The 24,825-nt window shown below is 73.9% G+C and carries 22 protein-coding genes; 11 read left to right on the plus strand and 11 right to left on the minus strand.

Going from position 1 to position 24,825, the window contains the following annotated elements:
- Positions 1–7: 7 nt before the first annotated feature.
- Positions 8–1,030 carry an LLM class flavin-dependent oxidoreductase gene (locus tag AB0H75_RS03135; RefSeq protein WP_367789388.1) on the minus strand — a complete coding sequence of 341 codons (1,023 nt, stop codon included), beginning with the start codon at positions 1,028–1,030 and terminating at the stop codon, positions 8–10.
- Positions 1,031–1,140: 110 nt separating this feature from the next.
- Between AB0H75_RS03135 and AB0H75_RS03140 the strand changes: the two genes are divergently transcribed.
- Positions 1,141–1,542: a hypothetical protein gene (locus tag AB0H75_RS03140; protein WP_367789391.1), complete on the plus strand. Its 402-nt coding sequence runs from the start codon at positions 1,141–1,143 to the stop codon at positions 1,540–1,542.
- Positions 1,543–1,691: 149 nt separating this feature from the next.
- Here the strand turns inward: AB0H75_RS03140 and AB0H75_RS03145 are convergent, their stop codons facing one another.
- Genes AB0H75_RS03145 through AB0H75_RS03160 form a run of 4 tightly spaced genes read right to left on the minus strand, consistent with a single transcriptional unit; the run spans position 1,692 to position 5,278 of the window.
- Positions 1,692–2,858, minus strand: coding sequence for a zinc-dependent alcohol dehydrogenase (locus AB0H75_RS03145; RefSeq protein WP_367789394.1), 1,167 nt, complete (start codon positions 2,856–2,858; stop codon positions 1,692–1,694).
- On the minus strand, positions 2,855–3,349 hold the full coding sequence (locus tag AB0H75_RS03150) for a hypothetical protein (RefSeq protein WP_367789396.1): 495 nt from the start codon (positions 3,347–3,349) through the stop codon (positions 2,855–2,857). The genes AB0H75_RS03145 and AB0H75_RS03150 overlap by 4 nt, the downstream gene beginning before the upstream one ends.
- A gap of 16 nt (positions 3,350–3,365) precedes the next feature.
- Positions 3,366–4,442 (minus strand): type I phosphomannose isomerase catalytic subunit, encoded by a 1,077-nt coding sequence (locus AB0H75_RS03155; RefSeq protein ID WP_367789399.1) that lies wholly within the window; start codon positions 4,440–4,442, stop codon positions 3,366–3,368.
- Complete coding sequence (locus tag AB0H75_RS03160; RefSeq protein WP_367789402.1) at positions 4,439–5,278, minus strand: SDR family oxidoreductase; 840 nt, start codon at positions 5,276–5,278, stop codon at positions 4,439–4,441. Before AB0H75_RS03160 ends, AB0H75_RS03155 begins: the two co-directional genes overlap by 4 nt.
- Positions 5,279–5,510: 232 nt before the next feature.
- Here AB0H75_RS03160 and AB0H75_RS03165 point away from each other — a divergent pair, with 232 nt between their 5' ends.
- Positions 5,511–6,173: an alpha/beta fold hydrolase gene (locus AB0H75_RS03165; RefSeq protein ID WP_367789405.1), complete on the plus strand. Its 663-nt coding sequence runs from the start codon at positions 5,511–5,513 to the stop codon at positions 6,171–6,173.
- A 9-nt stretch (positions 6,174–6,182) separates the two neighbouring features.
- On the opposite strand, the gene AB0H75_RS03170 is transcribed toward AB0H75_RS03165, so the two are convergent.
- Positions 6,183–6,683: an RICIN domain-containing protein gene (locus AB0H75_RS03170; protein WP_367789408.1), complete on the minus strand. Its 501-nt coding sequence runs from the start codon at positions 6,681–6,683 to the stop codon at positions 6,183–6,185.
- Positions 6,684–6,809: 126 nt separating this feature from the next.
- Between AB0H75_RS03170 and AB0H75_RS03175 the strand changes: the two genes are divergently transcribed.
- Entirely contained in the window at positions 6,810–7,364 is a 555-nt protein-coding gene (locus AB0H75_RS03175; RefSeq protein ID WP_367789411.1) for an RICIN domain-containing protein, read from the plus strand.
- 18 nt (positions 7,365–7,382) lie between these two features.
- Here the strand turns inward: AB0H75_RS03175 and AB0H75_RS03180 are convergent, their stop codons facing one another.
- The 3 genes from AB0H75_RS03180 to AB0H75_RS03190 all read right to left on the minus strand — a co-directional run bounded on the left by AB0H75_RS03180 (position 7,383) and on the right by AB0H75_RS03190 (position 10,457).
- The gene (locus AB0H75_RS03180) at positions 7,383–8,177 is read right to left on the minus strand and encodes a MerR family transcriptional regulator (protein ID WP_367789414.1); all 795 of its coding nucleotides are present in this window, start codon (positions 8,175–8,177) and stop codon (positions 7,383–7,385) included.
- A 23-nt stretch (positions 8,178–8,200) separates the two neighbouring features.
- Positions 8,201–9,013, minus strand: coding sequence for an alpha/beta fold hydrolase (locus AB0H75_RS03185; protein ID WP_367789417.1), 813 nt, complete (start codon positions 9,011–9,013; stop codon positions 8,201–8,203).
- 76 nt (positions 9,014–9,089) lie between these two features.
- Positions 9,090–10,457, minus strand: coding sequence for an NB-ARC domain-containing protein (locus tag AB0H75_RS03190; protein WP_367789420.1), 1,368 nt, complete (start codon positions 10,455–10,457; stop codon positions 9,090–9,092).
- A gap of 209 nt (positions 10,458–10,666) precedes the next feature.
- Here AB0H75_RS03190 and AB0H75_RS03195 point away from each other — a divergent pair, with 209 nt between their 5' ends.
- The 4 genes from AB0H75_RS03195 (at position 10,667) to AB0H75_RS03210 (ending at position 18,143) form a co-directional block, all read left to right on the plus strand.
- Positions 10,667–14,140, plus strand: coding sequence for an NACHT and WD repeat domain-containing protein (locus AB0H75_RS03195; protein ID WP_367789423.1), 3,474 nt, complete (start codon positions 10,667–10,669; stop codon positions 14,138–14,140).
- Entirely contained in the window at positions 14,131–14,820 is a 690-nt protein-coding gene (locus AB0H75_RS03200; protein WP_367789426.1) for a hypothetical protein, read from the plus strand. Before AB0H75_RS03195 ends, AB0H75_RS03200 begins: the two co-directional genes overlap by 10 nt.
- Positions 14,817–17,435: an NACHT domain-containing NTPase gene (locus AB0H75_RS03205; RefSeq protein ID WP_367789429.1), complete on the plus strand. Its 2,619-nt coding sequence runs from the start codon at positions 14,817–14,819 to the stop codon at positions 17,433–17,435. Before AB0H75_RS03200 ends, AB0H75_RS03205 begins: the two co-directional genes overlap by 4 nt.
- 81 nt (positions 17,436–17,516) lie before the next feature.
- A complete protein-coding gene (locus AB0H75_RS03210; protein WP_367789432.1) occupies positions 17,517–18,143 on the plus strand; it encodes an FMN-dependent NADH-azoreductase in 627 nt (208 codons plus the stop codon).
- On the opposite strand, the gene AB0H75_RS03215 is transcribed toward AB0H75_RS03210, so the two are convergent.
- Positions 18,140–18,817 (minus strand): TetR/AcrR family transcriptional regulator, encoded by a 678-nt coding sequence (locus AB0H75_RS03215; protein ID WP_367789435.1) that lies wholly within the window; start codon positions 18,815–18,817, stop codon positions 18,140–18,142. The two genes, AB0H75_RS03210 and AB0H75_RS03215, sit on opposite strands and share 4 nt — an antisense overlap.
- A 290-nt stretch (positions 18,818–19,107) precedes the next feature.
- Here AB0H75_RS03215 and AB0H75_RS03220 point away from each other — a divergent pair, with 290 nt between their 5' ends.
- Both AB0H75_RS03220 and AB0H75_RS03225 read left to right on the plus strand, forming a co-directional pair.
- Complete coding sequence (locus AB0H75_RS03220) at positions 19,108–20,313, plus strand: YncE family protein (RefSeq protein ID WP_367789438.1); 1,206 nt, start codon at positions 19,108–19,110, stop codon at positions 20,311–20,313.
- A gap of 25 nt (positions 20,314–20,338) precedes the next feature.
- Entirely contained in the window at positions 20,339–20,584 is a 246-nt protein-coding gene (locus tag AB0H75_RS03225; protein WP_367789441.1) for a hypothetical protein, read from the plus strand.
- Between the two features lie 19 nt (positions 20,585–20,603).
- On the opposite strand, the gene AB0H75_RS03230 is transcribed toward AB0H75_RS03225, so the two are convergent.
- The gene (locus AB0H75_RS03230) at positions 20,604–21,965 is read right to left on the minus strand and encodes a serine hydrolase domain-containing protein (protein WP_367789444.1); all 1,362 of its coding nucleotides are present in this window, start codon (positions 21,963–21,965) and stop codon (positions 20,604–20,606) included.
- 110 nt (positions 21,966–22,075) lie between these two features.
- Between AB0H75_RS03230 and AB0H75_RS03235 the strand changes: the two genes are divergently transcribed.
- Both AB0H75_RS03235 and AB0H75_RS03240 read left to right on the plus strand, forming a co-directional pair.
- Positions 22,076–22,807, plus strand: coding sequence for a TetR/AcrR family transcriptional regulator (locus AB0H75_RS03235; RefSeq protein ID WP_367789447.1), 732 nt, complete (start codon positions 22,076–22,078; stop codon positions 22,805–22,807).
- Between the two features lie 542 nt (positions 22,808–23,349).
- The gene (locus AB0H75_RS03240) at positions 23,350–24,738 is read left to right on the plus strand and encodes an amidohydrolase family protein (RefSeq protein ID WP_367789450.1); all 1,389 of its coding nucleotides are present in this window, start codon (positions 23,350–23,352) and stop codon (positions 24,736–24,738) included.
- Positions 24,739–24,825: the final 87 nt, after the last annotated feature.

Raw genomic sequence — 24,825 nt, forward strand, 5'->3', positions numbered from 1 at the left:
GTGGTGGTCAGCGCCAGCCGAGTGCGGGGGCGACGTGCGTCAGGACCGATGAGATGAGGTGGGCGTTGTAGTCCACGCCGAGCTGGCTGGGAACCGTCAGCAGCAACGTGTCGGCCGCCGCGATCGCCTCGTCGGCGGCCAGCTCCTTGACGAGCACGTCGGGCTCGGCGGCGTACGTGCGCCCGAAGATGGCCCTGGTGGTGGCGTCGATGAAGCCGATCTGGTCGGAGCTGCCGCCCTCGTGGCCGAAGTACGCGCGGTCGGTGTCGGTGACGATCGGCATGATCGAGCGGCTCACCGAGACCCGCGGCTCGCCCTCGTGGCCGGCCTGCCTCCACGCCTCCCGGTAGGCCGCGATCTGCTCGGCCTGCTGGACGTGGAACGGCTTGCCGTTCTCGTCGTCCTTGAGGGTGGAGCTCATCAGGTGCATGCCCAGCTCGGCGGCCCACTTGGCGGTCGCGTTCGAGCCGGAGCCCCACCAGATCCGCTCGCGCAGGCCCGGCGAGTGCGGCTCGATCCGCAGCAGCCCGGGCGGGTTGGGGAACATGGGCCGCGGGTTGGGCTTGGCGAACCCCTCGCCGTCCAGCACCTTGAGGAAGACCTCCGCGTGCCGGCGGGCCATGTCCGCGTCGCTCTCGCCCTCGGCCGGCTCGTAGCCGAAGTACCGCCAGCCGTCGATCACCTGCTCGGGTGATCCACGGCTGATGCCGAGCTGCAGCCGGCCGCCGGCGATGAGGTCGGCCGCGCCGGCGTCCTCGGCCATGTAGAGCGGGTTCTCGTACCGCATGTCGATGACGCCCGTGCCGATCTCGATCCGGCTGGTCCGCGCGCCGACGGCCGCCAGCAGGGGGAACGGGCTCGCGAGCTGCTGGGCGAAGTGGTGGATCCGGAAGTAGGCGCCGTCGGCGCCGAGCTCCTCGGCCGCCACGGCCAGCTCGATCGACTGCAGCAGGGTGTCGGACGCGCTGCGTACCTTCGAGTACGGCGAGGACATCCAGTGGCCGAAGCTGAGGAACCCGATCTTTTTCACACGTGCTTCAACTTTCCTCGCGCCAAGGACATTCCATCCCGGGCCTGCGGTCGCCCCGGGGAGCTCGGCTGGGCTCGGCCGGAGCCCGCGAGGTGACGTAGAGTTCCGGCATGAGTTCCGGCGTGGAAAGTTCCGGCGTGGAATCCGTGGAGGACAGGCTCGCCCGGCTGGAGAAGCAGGTGGCCGAGCTTCAGCGGCACCTCGGCCTCGACGCGGCGCCTGCCGGCTCCGGGCCTGCCGGCTCTGGGCTCGCCGGCTCTGGGCTCGTCGGCTCCGGGCCTGCCGGCTCTGGGCTCGCTGGTTCTGCGCCCGTGGGTTCTGCGTCTGCCGGGTCCGGGTCCGTCGGCTCGGGGCCCGCTCGTCGGCCCCTTCCGCCGGAGTTCCACGCGGCGCTGCGCGACGGCAAGACCATCAAGGCCATCAAGATCTACCGGCAGGTCACCGGTGCCTCCCTAGTGGTGGCCAAGCGGGCGGTGGAGGACATCCAGCGCCGCTCCGCGCCGGAGCGCTGAACGCCCGCCCCGCCCGCCTCCGTCCGTTCCACCCGCCCGCCTCCGTCCGTTCCACCCGCCCGGCCTATCCGTTCCACCCGCCCGGTCCGTTTCGCTCACCGGGCGGCATCCCGGTCGCGGGCCCAGGAGCCGCGCGCGTCATGAAAGCGTCACGGCTGGAACACCGCGCGGACGCAGCCGTCCTCCTTGTTCTTGAACATCGCGTACCCCTTGGGGCCGTCCTCCAGCGTCATGGGATGGGTGAGCAGAGGTGAGGCGTCGATCTCGCCCTTGCTCATCCGGTCGAGGATCATCGGGATGTAACGGTGGCCGTGCTGCTGGGCGCCGCGCAGGGTCAGGCCCTTGTTCATGACCGCGCCCATCGGGAACTTGTCCACCAGGCCGATGAAGACGCCCAGGACGGAGACGATCCCGCCCTTGCGGCAGGCGTGGATGGCCTGGCGCAGCGACAGCCCGCGGTCGGTCTGCAGGCGCAGCGCCTGCTTGGCGCGGTCGTAGGCGTACTGGGCGCCGGTGCCGTGGCTCTCCATGCCGACCGCCTCGATGCACACGTCGGGCCCGCGGCCGCCGGTCAGCTCCTTGAGCGCGTCCAGCACGTCCACCTGCTCGTAGTCGAGGGTCTCGGCGCCGAGGGCGGCGGCCATCGCCAGCCGCTCGGGGAAGCGGTCGATGGCGATCACCCGTTCGGCGCCCATGACCTTGGCGGCGAGCGCCGCCATCTGCCCCACCCCGCCGCATCCCCACACGGCCACCACGTCACCGGGCCCGACCTCGCCGAGGTCGGCGCCCATCCAGCCGGTGGGCACCGCGTCGGAGGCGAAGACCGCGCTGGAGTCCGGGACGTTGTCCGGCACCGGGAAGGCGTTGACGTCGGCGTAGGGCACCCGCACGTACTCGGCGTGGCTGCCGGCGAAGCCGCCCATGGCGTGCGAGTAGCCGAAGATGCCGGCCGTGGCGTGCCCGTTGAGCTTCTCCAGGAAGCCCGGGTCGGGGTTGCTGTTGTCGCACAGCGACCACAGGCCCTGCCGGCAGTACTGGCAGCGTCCGCAGCCGATGATCGAGCACACCGCCACCCGCTCGCCGACCCGGCGCTCGCGCACGTCGGGGCCGGTCTCGACGATCTCGCCGACGAACTCGTGCCCGAGCACGTCCCCGGCCATCATCGTGGGCACGTAGCCGTCCAGCAGGTGCAGGTCCGAGCCGCACACCGAGCTGGCGGTGACCTTGACGACGGCGTCCTGGCGGTTGAGGATCGACGGCTCGGCGACGTCCTCGACCGCGAGCTCGTTGACGCCGGTCCAGCACAGCGCCCTCATCGCACGCCCCTCCTGGTGAGCTGGCGGAACGCCGGCTCGGCGGCGCGGCCGAGCAGGGTCCTGTGCCCCTCCGGCTGCCCCTCCACGACCAGCACCTCGCCGGTCTCCAGCAGTTGCTTGAGCGCGCGTACCTGCTCCCGGGCGGCGCCGTCGGCGGCGCGGATCGCGATCTCGCTGCCCCGCCCGCCGGGCGCGGGGGTGATGCGTACCTCGTGCCGCTCGGCCAGGCGTGCCAGGACGTCGGGCCGGTTCGGCCCGGCCAGCTCGGCCGGGTCGGTCTGCACGGTGACGGCGAACCAGGCCGCGGCCTCGGGACGCGGGGAACGGACCGACCGGGCCGCCACCACGCCCGCTCCGACCACGGCGGCTCCGAGCAGGAACAGCCGCCGCCGGCGGCGCCGGGCCTTCACCCGCGCGGCGCGGCGCGACCAGGACGGCAGCAGCCGCCAGCGGGCCCGCCTGGCTCTCGTTGCGGTGAATGAAGAATTCATGGCTGGCGGCTGCCCCTCAGGGACGGCCGGAAACGGACGGGCCCAGCGCCGCGATCGCCCGCGGGCCGTACCCGGCGGCGGCGAGCGGCCCGCGGACGTCGCGGTCCAGGTCGGGCAGGTAGCCGAGCAGGACGTCGGCGGGGCCGCCGATCTCGACCCGGCTCAGGGCGGCGGGCAGCAGCAGCGTCCGGCCGCGCTCCAGCGTGCCGGTCCAGCCGTCCGCGCCCACCGGGACGGCGGCGCCGGCGTTGCTCAGGATCATCGCCGTCCCGACCGCCGGGGTGATCGTCGCGCCGGCCGCCGCCCGCCAGCGCTCCAGCGCGAAGTACGGCCCCGCGCAGCAGATCACCCGCTCGACGTCGTCGGTGACCCGGATCGACAGGCCGGGCTGGAAGTCCGGCCGGGGCCGCGGGTCCCACTCGGCGAGCAGCATGTCCAGGTTGTGCCGCCAGTCGGGTTCGGGCAGCTCGGTGCCGTCCTCCATCCGCCAGGGCATCGCGCTCTGCTGGATGTCGGAGGTCTGCTCGATCTCGTACACCAGCGTGCCGGGGCCGAAGCTGTGCAGGGTGCCGCCCGGCACGTAGAGGGTCTGCCCGGCGCGTACCGGCAGGCGGCGCAGCACCGCGTCGAAGTCGCCGCGCTCCAGCGCCGCGCGCAGCCGGTCCGCGTCCACGCCGGGCTTGGCGCCGGCCAGCGCGGTGGCCCCCGGCTCGGCCGCCAGGACGTGCCACGCCTCGGTCTTGCCGTTCGGCTGCCCCTCCAGGCGCCGCGCCGTGTCGTCGTCGGCGTGCAGGTGGACCGGCAGCGGTCCGGTGGCGTCGATGAACTTCGTCAGCACCGGGAACCGCTCGCCGCGCCAGCCGCGCCCCATCAGCTCCTCGGGGTGCTCGGTGACCAGGTCGCGCAGCGTCCGGCCGGCCAGCGGCCCCTCCTCGACCGTGCCGCCGGCGCCGTCCACGTCGCTGACCTCCCACGTCTCGGCCACCCGCCCCTCGGGCAGCCCGGTACGGCCCAGCCGCTCGGCGATCGCCCGGCCGCCGAACACGTGGGACCTGACCGGCGTGCTCAGCCGCAGCGGGTACCAGCGCGTCACAGGATCGGCTGCCCGCCGGTCACCGCGACGCGGGCACCGGAGACGTAGCTGGCCTCGTCGCTGGCCAGCAGCACGTACACGGGGGCGAGCTCGGCGGGCTGTCCCGGCCGGCCGAGCGGCACCTGCTGCCCGAACGACTCCACCTGCTCGGGCGGCATCGTGGCCGGGATCAGCGGCGTCCAGATCGGCCCGGGCGCGACGCTGTTGACCCGGATGCCGCGCGGGCCCAGCAGTTGGGCCAGGCTGCCGACGAAGTTCGCGATGGCCGCCTTGGTGCAGTTGTACGGCAGCAGCTTGGGCGGCGGCATGTCGGAGTTGACCGAGGTGGAGGCGATGATGGCGGCGCCCGCGCCCATGTGCGGCAGCGCCGCCTTGCACAGGTGGAACATGGCGGAGATGTTCGTGGCGAAGGTGTGGTCCCACTCCTCGTCCGGGATCTCCTCCAGCGAGTCGCGGGTCATCTGGAAGCCCGCGTTGCTGACCAGCACGTCGATCCGGCCGAACGCCTCCACCGCCCGGGCGATCACTGCCCGGCAGTGCGCGGGGTCGGACAGGTCGCCGGGCACCAGCACCGCCCTGCGCCCGGCCTCCTCCACCAGCCTGGCCGTGTCGCGCGCGTCCTCGTCCTCGTCCAGGTACGAGATCAGCACGTCGGCCCCCTCGCGGGCGAACGCGATCGCGACCGCCCGGCCGATGCCGCTGTCCCCGCCCGTGATCACCGAGACCTTGCCGTCCAGGCGGCCCGAACCCCGGTAGCTGTCCTCGCCGCAGTCCGGCCGCGGGTTCATCTCCGACTGGACGCCCGGCGGCGTCTGCTGCTGTGCTGGCTGACTCATTGGCTCTCCCCCAAGATCAGGCCCGAGATCAGGCCCGAGATCAGGCCCGGCACCAGGGGCATTACCCCGCCGGGCCGCCCGCCGCGGAGCGGGCGGCCCGATTTGACGGGGACTTTGCGCCCGCCGGGGCCGGGGCCGGGGCCGGTTCGGCCGGCTCGGCTGGTTCGGCTGGTTCGGCCGGTTCCTCGCCCCCGGCCGATGAGTTTCCTGGCCGCCGCCGGTCATCACCGGCATGACGACCTTCGCTCTCATCCACGGCGGCGGCGGAAGCGCCTTCGACTGGCACCTGCTCGAAGCGGAGCTCCACCGCCGTGGCCACGACACGGTGGCGGTGGACCTGCCGATGTCCGAGCCTGGGGCGGGGCTCTGGGACTACGCCGACGCCGTCGTCCGGGCGGCCGGCGGGCGCCGCCCGCTCGTGGTGGTGGCCCACTCCTGGGGCGGCTTCGTCGGCCCCCTCGTCTGCGCGCGCACGGAGGCTGCCGCGCTCGTCCTGGTCACCGCCATGATCCCGGCTCCGGGCGAGGCCCCGGCGTCCTGGTGGGAACGCAGCGGCCATCCCGACCCCGGCATCGAGGACGAGTACGAGCTCTACCTGCACGACGTCCCCCGCGACCTGGGCGACCGGGTGCTGGCCCACGACCGCGCGCTCGCCGAGAAGATGAGCATGGACCGGGCCTACCACGAGCCGTGGCCGCTGGCGAGCTGGCCGGACGTCCCGACGCGCTACCTGCTGTGCCGGGACGACCGCTTCTTCACCCCCGAGTTCGTCCGCCGCCACGTGGCGGAGCGGCTCGGCGTCACCCCGGAGGAGATGCCCGGCAGCCACATGGCGATGTTGTCCCGGCCGGCCGAGCTGGCCGACCACCTGGTACGGGTCCTGCCCGCCGCGTGAGACCGGCCGTCAGCCCGGCGGGCGGTTCCAGAGCTGCGCGCTGTTGCCGTCGCAGAAGCGCAGCTCCATCGGCAGGCCGTCCGGCGATCCCGGCGTCGCCACGCAGTGGCTGAAGGTGTTGGAGACGCCCGAGGACAGCAGGTTGTTGGTGATGCCGAAGCTCCAGTTCTCGTTGCTGATGGTGTTGCAGGGCCACATGATGATGGGCGTGCCGTTGGCGGCCTTGCCGAAGGCGTCCATGCAGAACTGGCTGGCCCTGTTGCGCAGGTGGACCCTGGTCGAGTTGACGGACTCGACCGTCCACTGCTGGTTGGTGGTGCCGACGCAGGACATCTGGACGACCGACGCCCCCTGGTCGAGGGAGGCGGGCTGCAGGCACTTGCCGTTCTGCACGCTCACGAGCTTGACGATGGGGTTCTCGGCCTGGGCCGGTGACGAGGCCGCCAGTCCGGCGGAGGCGGTGGTGATCGCCGCGGTGGCGAGCACCACGGCGAGTCGGTTTCTGCGCAAGGCGCTGTTCCTTTCACGGATCGGAGCTCTCACCGGGCTGGGCGTGCCATGCCGTTCCTCCCGCTGGAACGCGATGGAACGTCCCTCGTGACGAACGGCCGGCACGGCACGAAACGAGGGACGACCATGAAGGCAAGCCGCGTACCGATCCGCCTGCTCCTCGCCGGAGCGGGCGCCGCCCTCCTGGCGGCCACCCAGGCCGCGCCCGCCGCCGCGACCGGGGCCGCCGGGCGGCACCTCGTCAGCGTCAACACCAACGAGACCGGCCCCGCCAAGTGCCTCCAGCCGGTGGACGGCTCGCTGGAGCCCGGCGCGGCGATCGTCCAGGTGACCTGCGACTGGAGCGCCGGGAGCTTCGCCCAGCAGTGGGCCAAGGACGACCTGGGCGGCGGCGTGATCCACTACCGCAACATCAGCAGCGGCCTGTGCCTGGACGCCCGCGGCAGCGCCACCGACGGGACCCCGGTGCAGCAGTGGGTCTGCAACTCCATCAGCAACGAGCGGTGGCAACACCCGGTGCCCGACCTCATCGACGTCCTCGACGGGCCGATCATCTCCCGCGTCTCCGGGACCAGCAGCCACTGCCTGGACGTCCCGGGCGCCTCGCCCCAGGCCGGCCTGGCAATGCAACTCTGGCGCTGCAACGACACCACCGCCCAGGCGTGGGACGACACCTTCTGACCCGCCCGGCGAGGGGGCTCACGGAGCGACGTCCCGTGGGGTGGGGGAGGGGAGGCGTTCGAGTCTGGTCCAGCCCGTCCAGCCGCGTTGTTCCAGCAGCTCGATCAGGCGGCGGGCCGGCGGCACGGCGTCGAACGCCCGCGTGTCCATCAGGCGGGCGAGCGGCGGCTCCACGTCGAGGTCGTCCACGTAGTCCGCGCCCCGCTCGTCGGCCATCCGGGTGAGGTAGGCGGCCAGCTCGTCGGCCAGCTCGGCCAGGCGGGGGTCGTCGTCGGCCCGGTCCAGGGCGCGGCTCAGGGTCAGGTAGAAGCCGACGAGCCGCGGGTCGGCCAGCTGCTCCCGCTTGCGCGCGATCCACTGCGGGACCCGCTCGGGCGAGCGGGCGGCCAGCGGGATCCAGCCGTCGCGCTCAGCCTGGACGATGCGCTCGTCGATCCCGAGCGCCCGCAGCCGGTCGAGGTACTCGACCACCTCCCGGGGCAGCGCCAGGCCGTCGCCGGAGGTGAGCCGGGCGATGCGCTCGCGGTGCCGCTGCCGCTGCCGGATCTCCGCCCGCAGCCGCCTGTCGATGTCCGCGACGGCCGCGGCGAACTCCTGCTCGCCGGCCTGCAACAGCTCCCGTACGCGGGCCAGCGGCACGCCCGCCTCGGCGAGGGTACGGATCCTGATCAGCTCGACCACGGCGCCGGCGTCGTAGCGGCGGTAGCCGGAGTGGTCGCGTGCGGGCTCGGGCAGCAGGCCCTTGGCGTGGTAGTGCCGCACCGCGCGCACCGTCACCCCGGCGTACGCGGCCAGCTCGCCGATGGTCAGCATAGGACCAGTCTGGCAGGGTCCGCTCAGGAGGCCGCCGGGTCCCTGGGCGCGTCCCGGATGATCCTGGCGATGGCCGGGGCGTGGGTGAAGACGAGCCCGTGGTCGGCGTCGAGCCAGGTCACGGCGACGCGCGGGTGCTCGCGGGCGAGCCGTTCGACGCCGGCCCGCCAGTTCCGGTTGAAGCGGAGCGCGTGCTCCTCGCCGCCGTCGCCGGCCATCGAGGTCGACATGATCATGCTGATCGGCAGGTCGATCGCCCGGTACCGGTCGAGGATCCTGGACCGGACCGCGTCGATCTCGACGTTCAGGTCCAGGATCTCCTGGGCGGTGAGCGCCACCGGGCGCGTGGTGTCCCGTGCGGCCTCCTCCCACATGGCGCGGAAGCGCGGCAGGGTGGCCTCGGTGACGAACGGCTCGGGCACCGGGTTCGCCCCGTCGATGAGGACGAGCCCGGCCACGGTGCCGGGGTGCCCGGCGGCGTGATGGACGGCCAGGTCGGCACCGAGCGAGTAGCCGACCAGCAGGGGCGGCTCGGGCAGGCCCAGGTCCCCCAGCTTCGCCATCACGGCGCCGAGGTCGCCGAGGAAGTCCACGAAGGAGTACCGGCCGGCGGCCGAGGCCAGGCCGTGGCCGCGCAGGTCGAAGGTCACCACGTCGTGGTCGCGCCGCAGCAGCCCGGCCAGTTCGTGCAGGTCGGCCTGCGTCGAGCTGAGTCCGGGGCACAGGACCAGGGGTCGCCCCCGGCCGCCGCGGGACACCGGGATCGTGACGTCCCCGTGGTGGATCGTGTCGTGGTGGATCGTGTCGTGCCGCAGCATCGTGTCGCCTTTCATCATGTTCCGCCCGTCACGCCTGTTACGTGGGGTCGCCGGGCTCGTGTGACGATGCTGGCGGGTTGACCCTGCGTCAGGGTCAACCCGCGGCCTGCGCCGCGGCGTGCTCGCGCACCAGGTCGTGCAGCCGGTAGCGTCCTGGGGCGGTCTCCTGGACGAGGTGCGCCTCCAGGAGTTGGTCGAGCAGCCGTTCCGCGCGCGGCGGGGTCGTCCCCAGCAGGGCCGCGGCGGTCCCGGCGCCGAAGCCCGCGCCGCCGCGCGAGCCCAGCAGCCGGTACGCGCGCCGCGCCTCGGGGGAGAGCCGGTCGCAGGACAGGTCCAGGGCGGCGGCCACGTCGTGCCGCCCGGCGCCCAGCTCGGCCAGCCGATCCCCGGCCAGCCGCTCCAGCAGGTGCCGCACGCTCCAGGTGGCGTGCGCCCGCAGCCGGGCGGCGGCGCCGCGGACGGCCAGCGGCAGCAGCCCGCAACGCGCCACCACCTCCGACAGCTCCTCCCGCGGCACGCCCGCCACCCGCCCGGGCCCGGCCATCCGGGTGAACAGGGCGACCGCCGCGGCCGGCGGCAGCACGTCCAGCGGCAGGCTCGCGGCCTCGTCCAGGCAGCTCAGCCGGCGGCGGCTGGTGACGATCACCCGGCAGTCCCGGCCGGCGGGCAGCAGCGGGTGGATCTGGTGCTCGTCGGCGGCGTCGTCCAGCACGACCAGGACCCGGCGTTCGGCCAGGACGCTGCGGTACAGCGCGGCGCGGTCGTCGAGGTGCCCGGGGACGTCCGCGCCGGGGACGCCGAGCGCGCGGAGCAGGCGCGCCAGGGCCTCGCCCGGCTCGACCGGGGGCGTGGTGCGGGCGTGGCCGTGCAGGTCCACGAAGAGCTGCCCGCCGGGGAAGCGGGGCGCGAGCCGGTGCGCGGCGTGCACCGCCAGCGCGGTCTTGCCCACGCCCGCCATGCCTTCGACGGCGACGACCGCCACGCCACCCGCCCCGGTGCCCGCCACGCCACCCGCCCCGGTGCCCGTCCCGGTGCCCGTCCCCGCGCCGGCCCCCGTGCCCGCGCCGAGATCGTTCACCAGCGCCGCCAGCTCGCGCTCCCGGCCCGCCAGCACCGCCACGTCGGCGGGCAACTGGCGCGGGACGATCGCCGGGCCGCACGCGGCGGGCTCGTCGCCCTCGCCGGTGGCCGGCTGGCCCCGGGTGACGGCGGCCAGCAGCGCCCGCTCCTCGCCGTCCAGCTCCAGCGCCTGTGCCAGCAGCAGGAGCGAGCTGGTACGGGGCTGCCAGAGCCCGCCGTTCTCCATCCGGCGGACGGTCCGGACGTTGAGCCCCGCCCGCTCCGCGAGCTGCTCCTGGGTCAGCAGTGCCCGCTCCCGCCAGCCGCGCAGGAGCGTTCCCGAGTAAGGCGCGGCGTCGGTGCTCCGCGCGAGGTCGAGCAGAGGTGATCGTGCTGGTTGCAAGGGTGTCTCCCGCGATCCCCCGTGGGGGACGCCCGCGAACCCGCCACGGCCCCGGCCGGTCCCCCGATCAACTGGCGGCACGTCCATCGAAACCGTGTTCGTGCCGTTCAGACCACCGGCGGAACGACATCAGACGATATGGGACGGGCTTGGACGGTTTCGGACAATGCGTTTGATGGGCTCGGCCGGGGTTTGTCAGAATGGCCGTCATGATCGAGCGGGGGGACCGTCCCGGCGAGGTGTGTCCCTACCAGGGTCTGGCGCCGTTCGAGACGGGACGGGCCGAGCTGTTCTTCGGGCGCACCCGCGCGACGCGGAACCTCCACGAACGCCTGGACCGGCGGCTGGCGGGGCGCGGGTCCGTCCTGCTGGTCACGGGCGCCTCGGGGGTCGGCAAGTCGTCGCTGTTACGGGCGGGGCTGATCCCGGCGATGGCGGAGAAGTGGCGGTGCCGGCTCATCACCCCCACCGCGAAGCCGCTGCGCGCCCTGTCCGGCATCCGTGAGACCCCGGCGGAGACCTCGACGGAGACCCCGGCGGGCGGTCGCCTGCTCCTCGTCGTGGACCAGTTCGAGGAGCTGTTCACGCTGGTGACCGACGAGCGGGAGCGCCAGGCGTTCGTGGCGGCCCTGCACGCGCTGACCGAGGGCCCGGACGGGGCCGGCGTGGTCGTCGGGGTACGCGCCGACTACTGGGAACGTTGCACCGCCTACCCCCAGTTCGCCGAGGCGATCCAGGACGGTCAGGCCATCGTCGAGCCGATGACGGAGCCCGACCTGCGCCTGGCCATCACCGGCCCGGCGGCCACGGCCGGCCTGAAGCTCGAACCCGGCCTGGTGGAGACCGTCCTGGCCGAGCTGCGGGAGGACGGCCCCACCGCAGGGCGCTACCGGACCGGCGCCCTGCCGCTGCTGTCCCAGGCGTTGCGCAACACATGGGAGCGGCGCGTGGCCGGCACCCTCACCATCCGGGGCTACGAGGAGTCCGGCCGGGTCCGCGACTCCGTACGCCGCACGGCCGACGAGGTGCTCGACGGGCTGACGCCGGAGGACCGCAAGGCCGCGCTGCGGATCTTCCGCCGGCTGACCCTGATCACCGCCGGCGGGCAGGTGGCCCGGCGCGGCGCGCGGCTGGGCGAGGTCCACGCGGCCGCCGCCGCGCTCACGCCGCGACGCAGGGAGCAGGTGGACGCGCTGCTGTCCGCGTTCGCCGACCGGCGGCTGCTCACCCTGCACGAGGACAGCGTCGAGATCGCCCACGACGCCCTGCTGACCGCCTGGCCCACGCTGCGGCAGTGGCTCGAACCCGACCTCACCGCGCAGGCCGTCTACGACGGGCTGGTGGAGGCCGCCGCGCAGTGGGCCGACAACCACCGCGACCCCGCCTTCCTCTACCGGGGCGCCCGGCTGCTCGCCGTCCAGGACAGCCGGCCCCGCTGGGAGCGCGATCCTGACAGCTACCCGCCGCCCGGCCCCGTCGTCGAGGGCTTCGTCGCGGCGTCCGCGCGGGAGGCGCGGCGGGCCGGCCGCCGACGGCGGCTCGTCGTGACCGGCCTGGCGCTGCTGTCGGTGCTCGCCCTCGCCGGGGCCACGGTGGCCGTCAACGCCGCGGCCGAGGCCGACCTGCAGCGCAGGGTGGCGACCTCCCGCCAGCTCGCGGCGCAGAGCGAGGTCGCCGGCGACGTCGCCCTGTCCTCGCTGCTGGCCGTGGCGGCCTGGCGGACGGCCGAGACGGACGAGGCCCGCAACCGCCTGCTGTCCGCCGCGACCCGCACCGGCCGGGGAGCGCTCACCGGGCACACGAAGGGCGTCATGGCGCTGTCGTTCAGCGCCGACGGCTCGGTCCTGGCGACGGGGAGCGACGACGGCACCGCGCGTCTGTGGGACACGGCCTCGCGGCGGCAGCTCGGCGCGCCCATCACCCGCGCGCGGTACGAGTGCTCCGAGGTGCACCTGGCCCTCAGCCCCGACGGCCGGACGCTGGCCACCGCCTGCTTCAGCACCGTCCGCCTCTACGACGTGGCCACCCGCCGCGTGCTGGGGTCGATCGAGCACGAGGCGGTCGTGTCGGCGCTCGCGTACCGCCCGGACGGCAGAATCCTCGTGACCGGCGACTTCAGGGGCGTCGTCCGGCAGTGGGACGCGGTCACGCACCGCCCCCACGGCCCTCCTCTGGGCCGCCCCGACCACGGGCGGGACCTGGCGAGCATCGTCCGCGCGGTGGCCTTCACCCGGGACGGCACGAGCCTGGCCGTCGCGCGCGGCGAGACCGTGCGGCTGTGGGACCCCGCCACGTCCCGCCCGCGGGGCGACCCGATCGCCAGGCACGCCGAGCCCGTCTTCGACGTCGCCTTCTCCCCGGACGGCGCCACCCTGGCCACCGCGAGCTGGGACGGCACCACCCGGCTGTGGAGCGTGGCGGCCAGGAGGCAGACCGGGGTGATCAGGGACCGCGGCATCGCCTTCGCCACGGTCGCCTTCAGCCCCGACGGCACCAGGATCGCCACCGGCGGGTCCTCCGGCCGTACCGTCCTGTGGGACGCCGCCTCCCGGCAGCAGTTGCTCGCGCTGGCCGACAACGTCACGGGCGTCGAGCGGGTGGCGTTCAGCCCCGACGGCGGGCTGCTGGCCGCCGCCAGTGACGACGGCGTGGTCCGCCTGGCCGATCCGCGGGTCCACCTCCAGCTCGGCCGGCCGATGCCCGCCCAGGGGGCCGTCGCCCTGAGCCCGGACGGCCGGATCCTGGCCACCGGCGTCGCCGACGAGCACAGCTCCGACCTCCAGCTCTGGGACCCGGCCACCCAGCGGCCCCTCGGCCCGCCGCTGCGCGCCGGGGGCGACCGCCGTCCGGTGACCATGCTCGCCTTCCTGCCCGGCGGGCGCACGCTCCTGGCGTCCGACTTCGACGGCCTGTGGCTCTGGGACGTCGCGAGCCGCCGCGTGATCGCCCACGACGGCACGTACCGGGGGCTGGCCGAGCTCAGCCCGGACGGCGGGTTCGTCGCCGTCCAGCACGGGCGGTCCATCGCGTTCTGGGACGTCGCCGGCCGCCGCGAGAGCGGGCCGCGCGTCACCGTCCCCGACCACACCGACGTGGTCACCGGGCTGGCGGTCAGCCCCGACGGCAGGACGGTGGCGAGCGCGGGCTTCGACGCCCGAGTGCGGCTGTTCGACGTGGCCGGCCGCCGCCCGATCGAGGGTGACACGCCGCCCGGGGTCGCCGGCGGGCTGGTCAACGACCTGGCCTTCAGCCCGGACGGGCGCACGCTGGCGTACACGGCCAACGACGACGCCGTGCGGCTGTGGGACGTCGTGCGCCGCCGCCCGCTCGGCATCGCCCTGATCGCCGAGGACGTCCGGCCCAGCGCGCTGGCCTTCAGCCCGGACGGCCGGATCCTGGCCACCGGCACCACGCGCGGCGAGGTCCTGTTGTGGGACCTGAGCACCTACCGGCCGCTCGGCACGCCGATGACCGGCCACACCGGCGGCGTGGCCGGGATCGCCTACGCGCGGGACGGCAGGTCCGTGGTCACGGTGGCCGGCGACGGGACCGCGCGCGTGTGGAACGTCGCCCTGCCCGCCGACCTGCTGGCCGCGGCGTGCGCCAACGCGGGCCGCTCGCTCACCCGCGAAGAATGGGAGAATCTGATGCCGCAGGAGGAGTTCCACCCCACGTGTCCGTGACCTTCGACCGCACCACGGAGAAAACCGGCATGTTCCTGCGAGGGCTACGGCGCAGGACGGGCAGGCCCGTCCCGGAGCTGGTCGGCCTGTTCCGGTCCATCATCGACGGCGGGCGCGACTTCCACCCGATCGCCTCCGACTTCCTGGAGCACTTCATGGACGGCGCGGGCGCCTCCAGGATCATGTCGCCGCGCTGGCTGCGCTCGTTCAAAGTGATCAAGAAGGCCGAGCGCAGGAACCAGCGCCGGTTCGAACGGCAGCTCGCCCGGCGCGCCCGGCTGCTGGACGACCACGCCTCGGCCTGGCTGCACGACTACTGGGACGCGCGGATCAACGCCTTCATCGGCACCGAGCTGTTCTACGTGAGCAGGATGAGCCTGCTGCGCTCGCACGGCTCCTTCGTCCTGACCAGGGACGGGCGGGAGGTGCGGGTGTCCGGGACGGTCCGGCACCGCTGGTTCGACCCCTACGACTGGGACCGGGGCCGCTGGGTCTACATCCCCCGGCACGGGTTCGTGCCCATCGCGGTCGGGCGGGAGCTGGTGGAGGCCGACGAGGCACGCAACTTCCTGATGGAGTCGCGCCACGTGCAGACGCTGGAAGGCGTGTACGTGCGGGGCGGGCGGCTCCGGCGCGGGCGGGCGCGGTTCGCGTGGGCGCTGGTGAGGACGGGGGGATGACGGGCCAGGACCGTACGGCGCCGCCCGATCCGGCGCGGGCCGGGAGCGTCGCGGAGTTCGTCCGGACGCTGGCCCTGCTGCGGCGGTGGGCGGGCGAGCCGTCGCTGAGCAGGCTGCGCTCGCTCGGCGGGCGGACGGCGGCTTCGGACGGGAGCCTGGTGGACGCGTTGCCGAAGAGCACGACCTCGCACGTGTTGCGGCAGGACGACCGGCTGCCGCGGTGGGAGTTCGTCCGGGCGTTCGTCACCGCCTGCCTGCGCTCCTGCGACCATCCGCCGGAGCTGATCCCGGGCGAGCTGGAGCGGTGGCGGGCCGCCCGCGCCGCCCTGGCCGCCACCGCCACCGCCGCCGAGCCCCGCCCCGCCCCCGAGCCGCCGCCCGCCCCTGACCCGCCGCCCGCCCCCGAGCCCCCGCCCGCCCCCGAGCCGCCGCCCGAACCCGAACCCGAGCCCCCGCCCGCGGATCCGGCGGTCGAGCTGCTCGTGCGGCGGGTGGCCCGCGAGGAGGACCGGGCGCGCAAGGGGCTGCTCGGCGGCTACGACATCGCCCCGGTCTCCTTCGTCCCGGCCGCCGGGAACGAGCCCGCCGGGAACGAGCCCGCCGGGAACGAGCCCGCCGGGAACGAGCTGGGGGTGCGCACGATCGGCCGTTTCTTCACCGGCCTGAACCCCCGGCGCCTGCTGGTCGTGGGCGGCTCGGGAGCGGGCAAGACCGTGCTCGCCATCGAGCTGGTGCTGCAACTGCTGGAGCCCGCGCTGACCCCGGGCGCCCGCCCCGCCCGCCCGGCGATGGTGCCGGTCCGGCTGAACGCGGCCCGCTGGACCCTGGGCAGGCCGTTCGAGCAGTGGCTGGCCGAGCAGCTCGTGCAGGACTTCGGCCTCGCGGCGGAGGACGCGCTGCGGCTGGTCCGGGACCGCCGCGTGCTGCCGGTGGTGGACGGGCTGGACGAGCTGGACCCCGAGCCGCCGGCCGGCCCCCCGCGCCGCGCGATCGGGCTGCTGGCCGAGCTCAACCGCTACAGCGACCTGTCGGGACGGCGCCCGGGAGCGGTCGTCGTGACCTGCCGCGCCGACCGCCACGCCGAGCTGCGCGCGGCCGGTGCCGGGCTCGCCAACGCCACCCGCGTCCACCTGCGTGACCTGACCGCCGGGCAGATCGCCGCGTACCTGCGGGCCCGCTGGCCGGACGACCATCCCCGCGCGCAGCACCGCGACGGCATCGAGGAGGCGCTGCGCGGGCCGTCGGGCGGGATCGTCCACGCCGCCCTCGCCACCCCGTGGCGGCTGCTGCTGACCGTCACCGCCGTGGAGTCCGGCGCCGACCCGCACGAGCTGCTGCGCGCCGACCCGCACACCGACCCCCGTGCCGGGGCGGAGCGGATCGCCAGGCGGCTGCTGGAGGCGTACGTCCCGGCGGCCACCCGGCTCACGCCGCGCGCCGCGCCCGGCACGCCGTACGAGCCGGGCCAGGTGCGGGCGTGGCTCGTGCGCCTGGCGGCCCACCTGCGCTGGCAGGCCGCCAGGACCGCCGCGACGGACCGGCCGCCGCCCGGCCTGACCGCGATCGACCTCGTCCCGCACCTGTTGTGGCCGATCGGCGGCTGGCGGCTGGTCCGGGCGCTGCACGGGCTGTGCTCGGCGCTCCTCGCGGTCGTCGCCATGCTGGCCTTCTGGACGGGCTCCGCGATGGGCGGCCTCGGCGACCCCGGCGGCCCCGGCGCGCGGCCAGGCCCGGAGCGGCTGCTCGCCCTGGCGCTCATGGCGTCCTGGGTGGGGATCGTCACCGGCCTGTCGCTGTCGCCGTGGCCGTCCGCGGCGGGCGGGCGGGCCAACGTCCCGGCCCGGCGGCGCGTGGCGGGCGCCCTGCTCGGGGCGCTGGCAGGCGTGCCCGTCGGGGTGCTCGGCGGGCTGGCCGGGCTGGCGCTGACGGGCGGCGCGATCTTCGGCCCCGGCTTCGCGGTCGCGGCGGGCGGGACCGGGGGGCTGGCGCTCGGGGCGGTCGTCGGGCTGACCGCCGCCGGCCGGACCGGGGCCGAGCGCGTGACCGTCTCCGAGGCGGTCAGGGCCGAGCCCGTCACGCTGACCGGGTTCGGGCTGTGCGGGGCGCTCACCGGGCTGGCTCCGCTGCGGCTGGCCGGTGCCGGTCCCGTGGCGCTGGTCGCGGGGGTGAGCGGCGCGTTCGTGCTGGCGTTCGCGCTCGGCGTGGCCTTCAGGATCGCCGCCGGCGGGTGGAGCATGGACGCCGAGCTGGCCCATCCGCGCGAGGCCCTGCACCGCAACCCGGTGACCGGGGTCGCCTTCGGCCTGACCGGCGGCGTCGCCGCCTTCCTGGTGTTCGTGATGAGCCAGGACGTCGTCGAGTCGCTGATGTGCGCGCTCATCGGCGGCGTGGCCTTCGGCCTGTCCTTCGGCGCGCTGGCCTGGACCCGCACGATGATCGGCCTGGCGGTCGCGGCCACCCGGGGGCTGCTCCCGCTGCGGTTGTGGGCCTTCCTCGACTGGGCGTGCGAGGCGCGGCTGCTGCGCGTCAGCGGTGCCACGTACCAGTTCAGGCATCGCGAGTTGCAGGACTTCCTGGCCCCGCCGGACGGGGAGGAGGGCGGCCGCCTTGACTAAGCGGACCGCGGTCCGTTAGATTCCCCGTAGCGGTAAACGGACCGCAGTCCCCTTGTGTGGGGCCACAAAGGAGTCATCCTCATGAGCGACAAGCTTCTGCACATCTCCGCCTCGCCCAGGAGCGAGGAGTCGATCTCCCTCGCGATCGCCGGGACGTTCGTCGAGGAATACCTCGCCACCCATCCGGGCGCGTCCGTGGACCACTTCGACCTGTGGGACGGCACGCTGCCCGAGTTCGGGCCCGCCGCCGCGGGGGCCAAGATGACGGTCTTCGGCGGCGGCACGCCGGAGGGCGAGCAGGCCGAGGCGTGGGCCGCCGCCGTGCGGACCTTCGAGCGGTTCGACGCCTACGACCGCTACCTGTTCAGCGTGCCGATGTGGAACGCGGGCGTGCCGTACAAGCTGAAGCAGTTCATCGACGTGGTCAGCCAGCCGGCCATGATCTTCGACGTGCATCCGGAGACGGGCTACCGGGGGCTGCTGACCGGCAAGCGGGCGGCCGTCGTCTACACCTCGGCGGTGTGGGGGCCCGGCCTGGGCCCGGAGTTCGGGACGGACTTCCAGTCCACCTACTTCGCGGACTGGCTGCGCTGGGCCGGCGTCGCCGACGTCCAGGAGATCCGGCACCACCCGACGCTGTCGGGGTCGTACGAGAGCGAGCGCAAGCTGGCCGACGAGCGGGCCCGCCGGGTGGCGCGCACGTTCTAGCCGGGCCCCCGCGGCGGGCGGGGGTCGGTGGCGGCCAGGACCCGGAACCTGGCCAGCAGGATCTCCAGCAGCTCGTCGATGATCTGGTCGAGGGTGGCGTCCACCCAGCCGACGGCCCAGTCGTGCATGAGGCCGTTGACCGCCCCGATGAACGCGGCGGCGGCGACGCGGTAGTCACCGGGCGGGATCTCGCCGCGCGCGGCGGCGGCCTCGGCCTGGTGGCACAGGAAGCCGATCCAGCGGGCGCGGCGGTCGAGCCGCTGGCGGTCGAGGCGGGGGCTGACGCCGATGATCTCGACGAAGGCGATGCGGGTGTGGCGGGGGTCGGCGGTGGCCCCGGCGGCGTAGGCGCGGAACAGCCGCGAGTAGCGCTCGATCGGGTCCAGCTCCTGCGCCTGCGGCAGTACGGCCAGGACGGCCCGCTCGGCGGTGTCGTTGACGTGGAGGTGCAGCTCGGCCAGCACGTCCTCCAGCGTGCGGAACTCCTCGTAGAACTGGCGGGTGGACAGCCCGGCGGTCCGGCACAGATCGACGATCTTGGTGGCGCGGTAGCCGGAGCTGCCGCCGAACAGCTCCAGGCCCGCCTCCAGGAAGCGCTCGCGGCGTTCGGCCCGCCGCTCGCTCGCCGTCCTGCCCCCGTACCGGCCCGCCGCCGGTGTGATCCTGCCCGCCACCGTGTCCTCCGCTGGGTGTCACGGAAAGTTTCTCGCATCGGGTCTTGTGGTGGGCGCCACACGTGCCTACTATCCAGTCAAACTCTGAATATCTGCATATTCAGACCTTCGGCCGGCCATGCCAGACACCGCGTCCTCGTACGCGCGTGGCGGCTCCCCGGGACCGCCACGCCGCGTCCCCGGGGCGCGCCCAGCGCGCCCCGCACCCCCCTTCCGGCTCCCTCTGGAGAAGGAACATGCACGCTCTGGCTCGTGCACGTCGATGCGGGTCGTCGTTGCGGAACGGCATCGTGGCGGCAGCCGTGATGACCGCCTGCTGCGCCGCACCCGCGGGCGCCACCACCACCGCCCTGCGCGAGGTGCTGTTCGTGGGCAACAACTGGGACGGCACCGCCGATGTGATCGGATCCGGCGGGGACCTCGCCAGGATCGCCCGGATCAACGTCGTCCCCGACAAGGTCCAGCGCCTGGCCGAGATCTACACCAACCCCATCAAGCTCGTCTACTTCCTGGGCATCCGCCAGGGGCCTGGCGAGGGCCACGACCAGCTCGTGGACGACATGTACTCCACGCCGGACGGCACGGCCGTGGTCGTCTCGCGCCCCAGCTTCGCCGACGTGGTGTCGATCGACCTGGCCACCGGCGCGCTCCGGTGGCGCTTCCCCGTCTCCGGGTACCGGGCCGACCACATGGCCGTCTCGCCCGACGGCACCAGGGTGGCGGTGTCGGCGTCCACCTCCAACACCGTGCACGTCCTGGACATCCGCACCGGCAGGCAGCTCGGCTCGTTCCGCGCGGGCGACAAGCCGCACGAGAACGTCTTCACCGGCGGCGGCGCCCTGCTGTGGAACATGTCGATCGGCGAGGTCGACAACGACTTCGACGCCCCGTCCCAGGACTGGCTGAAGGGCGACCGGCACATCACCGTCGCCGACGCCTCCACCTACCGGGTCGTCAGGACCATCGACATGCGCGACCGGCTCGACGCCTTCGGCCGCGCGGACCTGTCGGACGCCGTCCGGCCCGCCGTCTTCACGCCCGACGAGAGCACGCTGTACTTCCAGGTCTCGTTCTTCAACGGCGTCGTCGAGTACGACGTGGCCGCCGACCGGATCACCCGGATCGGCACGCTGCCCAAGAACCCCGCCACCAGCGAGGACCGCACCACCTGGGTCAACGACTCCCGCCACCACGGCCTGTCCATGAAGCCCACCGGCGACAAGCTGTGCGTCGCCGGGACGATGGACGACTACGTCACCGTCGTGGACCGGGCGACGTTGCGGCCGGGGCCGCTGGTGCCGGCGAGCAAGCCGTACTGGGCCACGGTCAGCGGCGACGGCCGGGCCTGCGTGATCTCCGAGAGCGGCGCCGACCGGGTGACCGCGATCGACTTCGCGACCGGCCAGAAGCTGGTGTCGGTCCCGGTCGGCGACCACCCGCAACGGGTCCGGCTCGGGCACGTGCCGGAGGGCTGGACGGGCCCGCGCATCCTTTGATCGCGCATGGGTAACGCCGGGGGCCATGCTTTACTCACCCGATCATGACCACCGCCGCCCCGAAGGCGCCGACGACCAGGCGGCGAAGCTGCCGGAGAAGGCCGGCCGCTGGACGTTCCAGATCGTCGAGGAGTACGACGACGGCTACTACGCGGCCTTCCGCGAGCTGGAGGGCGAGGTGCGCGACCGGCTCACGGGCGGGCGGCGGCACGTGTACGAGGCGGAGCTGAAGCAGCGCTCCCAGCGGGCCGGGCGGGAGGCGTCCGGGTGAGCCGCCGGCCCGCGCCGGCTCAGCTGTGCCTGGGGGTGGCGCGCATGCCGACGTACACGCAGGGAGTGCCGCCGGGCAGGGTGGCGAAGACGACGGGCATGTAGTCCTCGCTGAAGGAGGGCCCGGCGCCGGAGGCGGCGAACACCCCCGGCGACACGGGGGTGAGCTCCATCTCCAGGGGAGGGGAGAGGTCCTTCATGCCGTCGACGAACGCGTAGCGCATGTGCGCGTTCCCGCCGGCGCCGCGCGTGACCGTGATGCGGACGCCCTCCCGGCCGTACGTGCCCAGCAGCGGCGCGAGGTCCACGACCGGGGGCTCGGCGGGCGGGCCGAAGGGAGGCGGCATGGTGACGCCGGCCAGCTCGCGGAGGAGGTCGCGGAACAGGTCGGCGTACAGCAGGCGGGCGCTGCCGCCGTTGGTCATCAGGGCCACGGCCACGCCCGCGTGCGGGACGACGCGCAGGTAGGCGTACTGGCCGATGGCGGCGCCGTCGTGGCCGTAGCCGGGGACGCCGTCCCAGTCGTACAGCGTCCAGCCGAGGCCCCAGCCGTCGGCGCTGACGGTCCACTTGTCCGGTACGTCCACCTCGCGGCGCTGCATCGCCGCCACGGCCCGCGATGACAACACGCCCTGGCCGCCTTCGAGGTGCATCCGGGCGAAACGCGCCATGTCTCCGGCGGAGACCAGCACCCGTCCCGCCGGGCCGGCCGAGCGGGGCATCGCGTCCCAGACGGGAGCCGGGTCCGGGTCCTGGCCGGGCTCGCCCAGGTGGCTCATCGCCACGGGGAAGCGCAGGGCCTCCTCCGGGAGTGTCATCGAGCGCTCCAGCCCCAACGGGGTGAACAGCAGGTCCTTCAGCGCCTGGTCCCAGGTCAGCCCGGTGATCACCTCGATGACCCGGCCCAGCACCACGTAGCCGAGGCCGCCGTAGGAGACGGCGGTGCCGGGCGGGCAGTCGAGTGCCACTTCCCGGGCCGCCTCGACGTACCTGGCCAGGCAGTCGTCGCCGCGGCCCGAGTCGTGGTTGAAGTCGTTGGTGACCCCGCCGGTGTGGGACAACAACTGCCGCACGGTGATCGTCTTCGTGGCCTCGAGGTCGGGGGTGGCGAACTCCGGAAGCACGTCCGCCACCCGCGCGTCCAGCTCCAGCCTGCCCTCGTCCACCAGCCGCATCACCAGCGTGGCGGTGTAGACCTTGGCTACCGATCCCGAGTGGAAGACGGCACCGGGGGTCACCGCGACTCCGGTGCCCCGGTGCAGGACGCCGCTCACCAGCTCGTGCACCTCCCCGTCGGCCAGCACGGCCAGGGACGCACCGGGCACGTGGTGGGCGGCGCGCAGCTCGTCGAGACGTGCCTGCCAACGAGCGAGATCCATCATGGCGCTTCTCCTCTGTGTGTACGCCGTGCGCTTGATGCGAACACTGTACGCATGTCAGATCGGTGTACGCAAGCGCGCTAGGATGACCCGGGAACGACGAGGAGACCCGCATGCCAGCCGACCAGCAGCCGCCCGTCCCTTCGGTGTGGGCCCGCCCGCGCGCCAAGCGGGAGCAGCCGGCACTCAGCCGCGACCGGATCGTGTCCGAGGCCATCCGGCTCCTGGACGCCGAGGGCATCGACGCCCTGAGCATGCGCAGCCTCGGCACCCGGCTCGGCGCCGGAGCGACCTCCCTCTACCGGCACGTCGCCAACAAGGACGAGCTGATCGAGCTGGTCGTGGACCAGATCTACGGCGAGATGCGGGTGCCCGACGCCGGCGACCCCGCGCGTTGGCGGGCCGCCGTCACCGAGGCCGCTCGCAGCCTGCGCTCGATCGTGCTGCGGCACCCCTGGGCCGTCTCCGTGTTCGGGCAGGTCGGCCTCGCCCACCTGGGGCCCAACCTGACGCGGCAGTCGGAGCGCCTGCTCGCCCTGCTCCGGACGGCGGGCTTCGCCGCCGACGAGGCCGACCAGGCGATGAACCTGCTCATCGCCTACGTCATCGGCATGACCACCAGCGAGGCCGCCTACCTGGCGATGCTCGCCCGAAGCGGCCAGAGCGAACAGGACCTGCTGGAGCACCTGCGCCCGGCCGCCGAGCACGCCCTGCGGGACCACCCGCTACTGCGCGAGAGCCAGTCCGCGGTACAGGGCAAGGACCCGGGACAACTCCGAGAGGAGTCCTTCACCTACGGCATCGAGCGCATCCTGGACGGCCTGGAAACCCGCCTTCGCCCCTGAGCCGCGGCCGAGTGGTTCCTCCGCGGTTGTCGCTCGCGGCCACGGAAGGTGTCCCTGCTGACGTTTCCTTCGTCCGCGCAGCCGGGCTCCCCGGCGGGGAAGCCGGGGAGCCCGGCTGTGGTGGCGGTGTGCCGAAACGAGAAGGCACCCGATAATGATCGCGGCCGGAAGGGCGGTGAACAATAGAGAAACCGCCAGGAACCCTCTGATCCGTGCCATTCGTCGCCGCGCGGCGAAGGCGTGGCCCCTGGTAGGGCTGTCCTTACCACGATTGGCCCGATGGCCTTACTGACCAGGGAAAACGACGCGGCCTAGGGTCGTGGCCATTGGCCTGACCTTTGCGGCGGGAAAGCGACGAGAAAGCAGCGGGAACGATTTCGATGAACCTGTCACGACGCCAAATGATCGGTGCCACGCTGGGGGCGTTCGCCCTTCCGGTCACGACGTCCGCCACTTCGGCATCCGCCTCTGACGCTCAACCGGTCACCGCGCTGACCGGAGTGACGGTGATCGACGGGACGGGAGCCCGCGCACAGCACAACATGACCGTACTCATCAAAGGCGACCGGCTCCTGGCGGTGGGAAGGAAAGACGCCATCGGCGTGCCGCACGGCGCCCACGTGATCCCCCTGCCCGGGAAGTACGTCATCCCCGGCCTGTGCGACATGCACCTCCACATCGCCCCCCGCGAGGACGTCTATCCCGCCCTCCTGGTGGCCAACGGCATCACGACGGTCCGCGAGATGAACGGCAGCCCCTGGCACCACCACCTCCGCCGGAGCATCGAGGGGGGCCGGCTGGTCGGGCCCCGCTGGACGATCTCCAGCCGGATCGTCGACGGCGCTCCTTCGCTCTGGGACGGCCTTCCCCAGCCGCACCTCAGCGTGACCAGCGAGAAGGAGGCCCGGCAGGCGGTGCGGGCGGCCAAGGCCGAAGGGGCGGATCTGGTCAAGGTGTACTCGCGGCTGCCCGCCGGCCTGTTCCGGGTCATCGCCGCCGAAGCGCGCCGTCAAGGGTTGCCCTTCGCCGGGCACGTCCCTGACCTGTTCGACGCCAGGGAGGCCAGCGACCTGGGCATGCGGACCTTCGAGCACATGTACGGCCTGTTCCTGGCCACCGCGCGGCAGGAACGCGAGCTGCGCAGGGCCGTCGCCAGGGTCCGGCTGGACGCGCCCTACTACAACGACTGGTTCCGCCGGCTCCACGCGATCGAGTGGAAGGCGGCGGCCGTCCACGACCGCGACAAGGCCGCCAGGCTTTTCGAGCAACTGGCCAGGAACGGGACGTGGCAGACGCCCACGATCACCATGTACCGCGGCCTCGACACCCCGGCCGAGGCGCGACCTCCCGCCGACCAGGTCAAGTACCTGCCTGCGTCGGAGGGGATGCAGATGTGGGACTACGTCGCCGCGGAAGTGTACCTCCGCGGGCGTACACCGGAGGAGACCGCCCAGCGCAAGGAGCTGTTCTGGCGGCGGATCGAGCTGGTCGGGGCCCTCAAGGAGGCCGGTGTACCCGTGCTGGCGGGCACCGACACCGGCACGGCCTATGTCGCCGCGGGCTTCGCGCTGCACGACGAGCTGGTCTGGCTCACCAAGGCCGGCTTCTCCTCGATGGAGGCCCTCCAGGCGGCCACCGTCGAACCCGCACGCGCGTTGGGCGTCGCCCACGAGCGCGGCACTCTGACGCGCGGCAAGGCGGCGGACATGGTCGTGCTCGACGCGAACCCTCTCACCGACATACGCAACACCAGACGCGTCAACGCCGTCGTCACGCGTGGACGCTACATCGCGGCTCAGGCGCGGGCGGCGCTGCTCGCCGACGTCGAGCGGGCGGCGGCAAAGCCGGTGCCGACGGCGCAACCCGCCGGCCACGGCTGCGCGTGCCACGGACCGCTCGTCACGGCCCAGGACGCCGGGCTGCGGCTCTGAGCGCTGCTGCTGCGGCGAGCTCCAGCACCGTCCTGCGCCTGGAGCGGCACGCCGGGGGCCGCGCCTTCGAGGTACGCGGCCCGCTCC

The sequence above is a fragment of the Nonomuraea sp. NPDC050783 genome, assembly GCF_040802095.1.
Taxonomy (GTDB): Bacteria; Actinomycetota; Actinomycetes; order Streptosporangiales; family Streptosporangiaceae; genus Nonomuraea.

Bases quoted from the DNA above. Each gene is read 5' to 3' on its own strand.
- AB0H75_RS03140 (WP_367789391.1), top strand. From the start codon at position 1,141: ATGAGTTCCGGCGTGGAAAGTTCCGGCGTGGAATCCGTGGAGGACAGG.
- AB0H75_RS03145 (WP_367789394.1), bottom strand. From the start codon at position 2,858: ATGAGGGCGCTGTGCTGGACCGGCGTCAACGAGCTCGCGGTCGAGGAC.
- AB0H75_RS03150 (WP_367789396.1), bottom strand. From the start codon at position 3,349: ATGAATTCTTCATTCACCGCAACGAGAGCCAGGCGGGCCCGCTGGCGG.
- AB0H75_RS03160 (WP_367789402.1), bottom strand. From the start codon at position 5,278: ATGAGTCAGCCAGCACAGCAGCAGACGCCGCCGGGCGTCCAGTCGGAG.
- AB0H75_RS03165 (WP_367789405.1), top strand. From the start codon at position 5,511: ATGACGACCTTCGCTCTCATCCACGGCGGCGGCGGAAGCGCCTTCGAC.
- AB0H75_RS03175 (WP_367789411.1), top strand. From the start codon at position 6,810: ATGAAGGCAAGCCGCGTACCGATCCGCCTGCTCCTCGCCGGAGCGGGC.
- AB0H75_RS03180 (WP_367789414.1), bottom strand. From the start codon at position 8,177: ATGCTGACCATCGGCGAGCTGGCCGCGTACGCCGGGGTGACGGTGCGC.
- AB0H75_RS03185 (WP_367789417.1), bottom strand. From the start codon at position 9,013: ATGATGAAAGGCGACACGATGCTGCGGCACGACACGATCCACCACGAC.
- AB0H75_RS03195 (WP_367789423.1), top strand. From the start codon at position 10,667: ATGATCGAGCGGGGGGACCGTCCCGGCGAGGTGTGTCCCTACCAGGGT.
- AB0H75_RS03205 (WP_367789429.1), top strand. From the start codon at position 14,817: ATGACGGGCCAGGACCGTACGGCGCCGCCCGATCCGGCGCGGGCCGGG.
- AB0H75_RS03210 (WP_367789432.1), top strand. From the start codon at position 17,517: ATGAGCGACAAGCTTCTGCACATCTCCGCCTCGCCCAGGAGCGAGGAG.
- AB0H75_RS03225 (WP_367789441.1), top strand. From the start codon at position 20,339: ATGCTTTACTCACCCGATCATGACCACCGCCGCCCCGAAGGCGCCGAC.
- AB0H75_RS03230 (WP_367789444.1), bottom strand. From the start codon at position 21,965: ATGATGGATCTCGCTCGTTGGCAGGCACGTCTCGACGAGCTGCGCGCC.
- AB0H75_RS03235 (WP_367789447.1), top strand. From the start codon at position 22,076: ATGCCAGCCGACCAGCAGCCGCCCGTCCCTTCGGTGTGGGCCCGCCCG.
- AB0H75_RS03240 (WP_367789450.1), top strand. From the start codon at position 23,350: ATGACCGTACTCATCAAAGGCGACCGGCTCCTGGCGGTGGGAAGGAAA.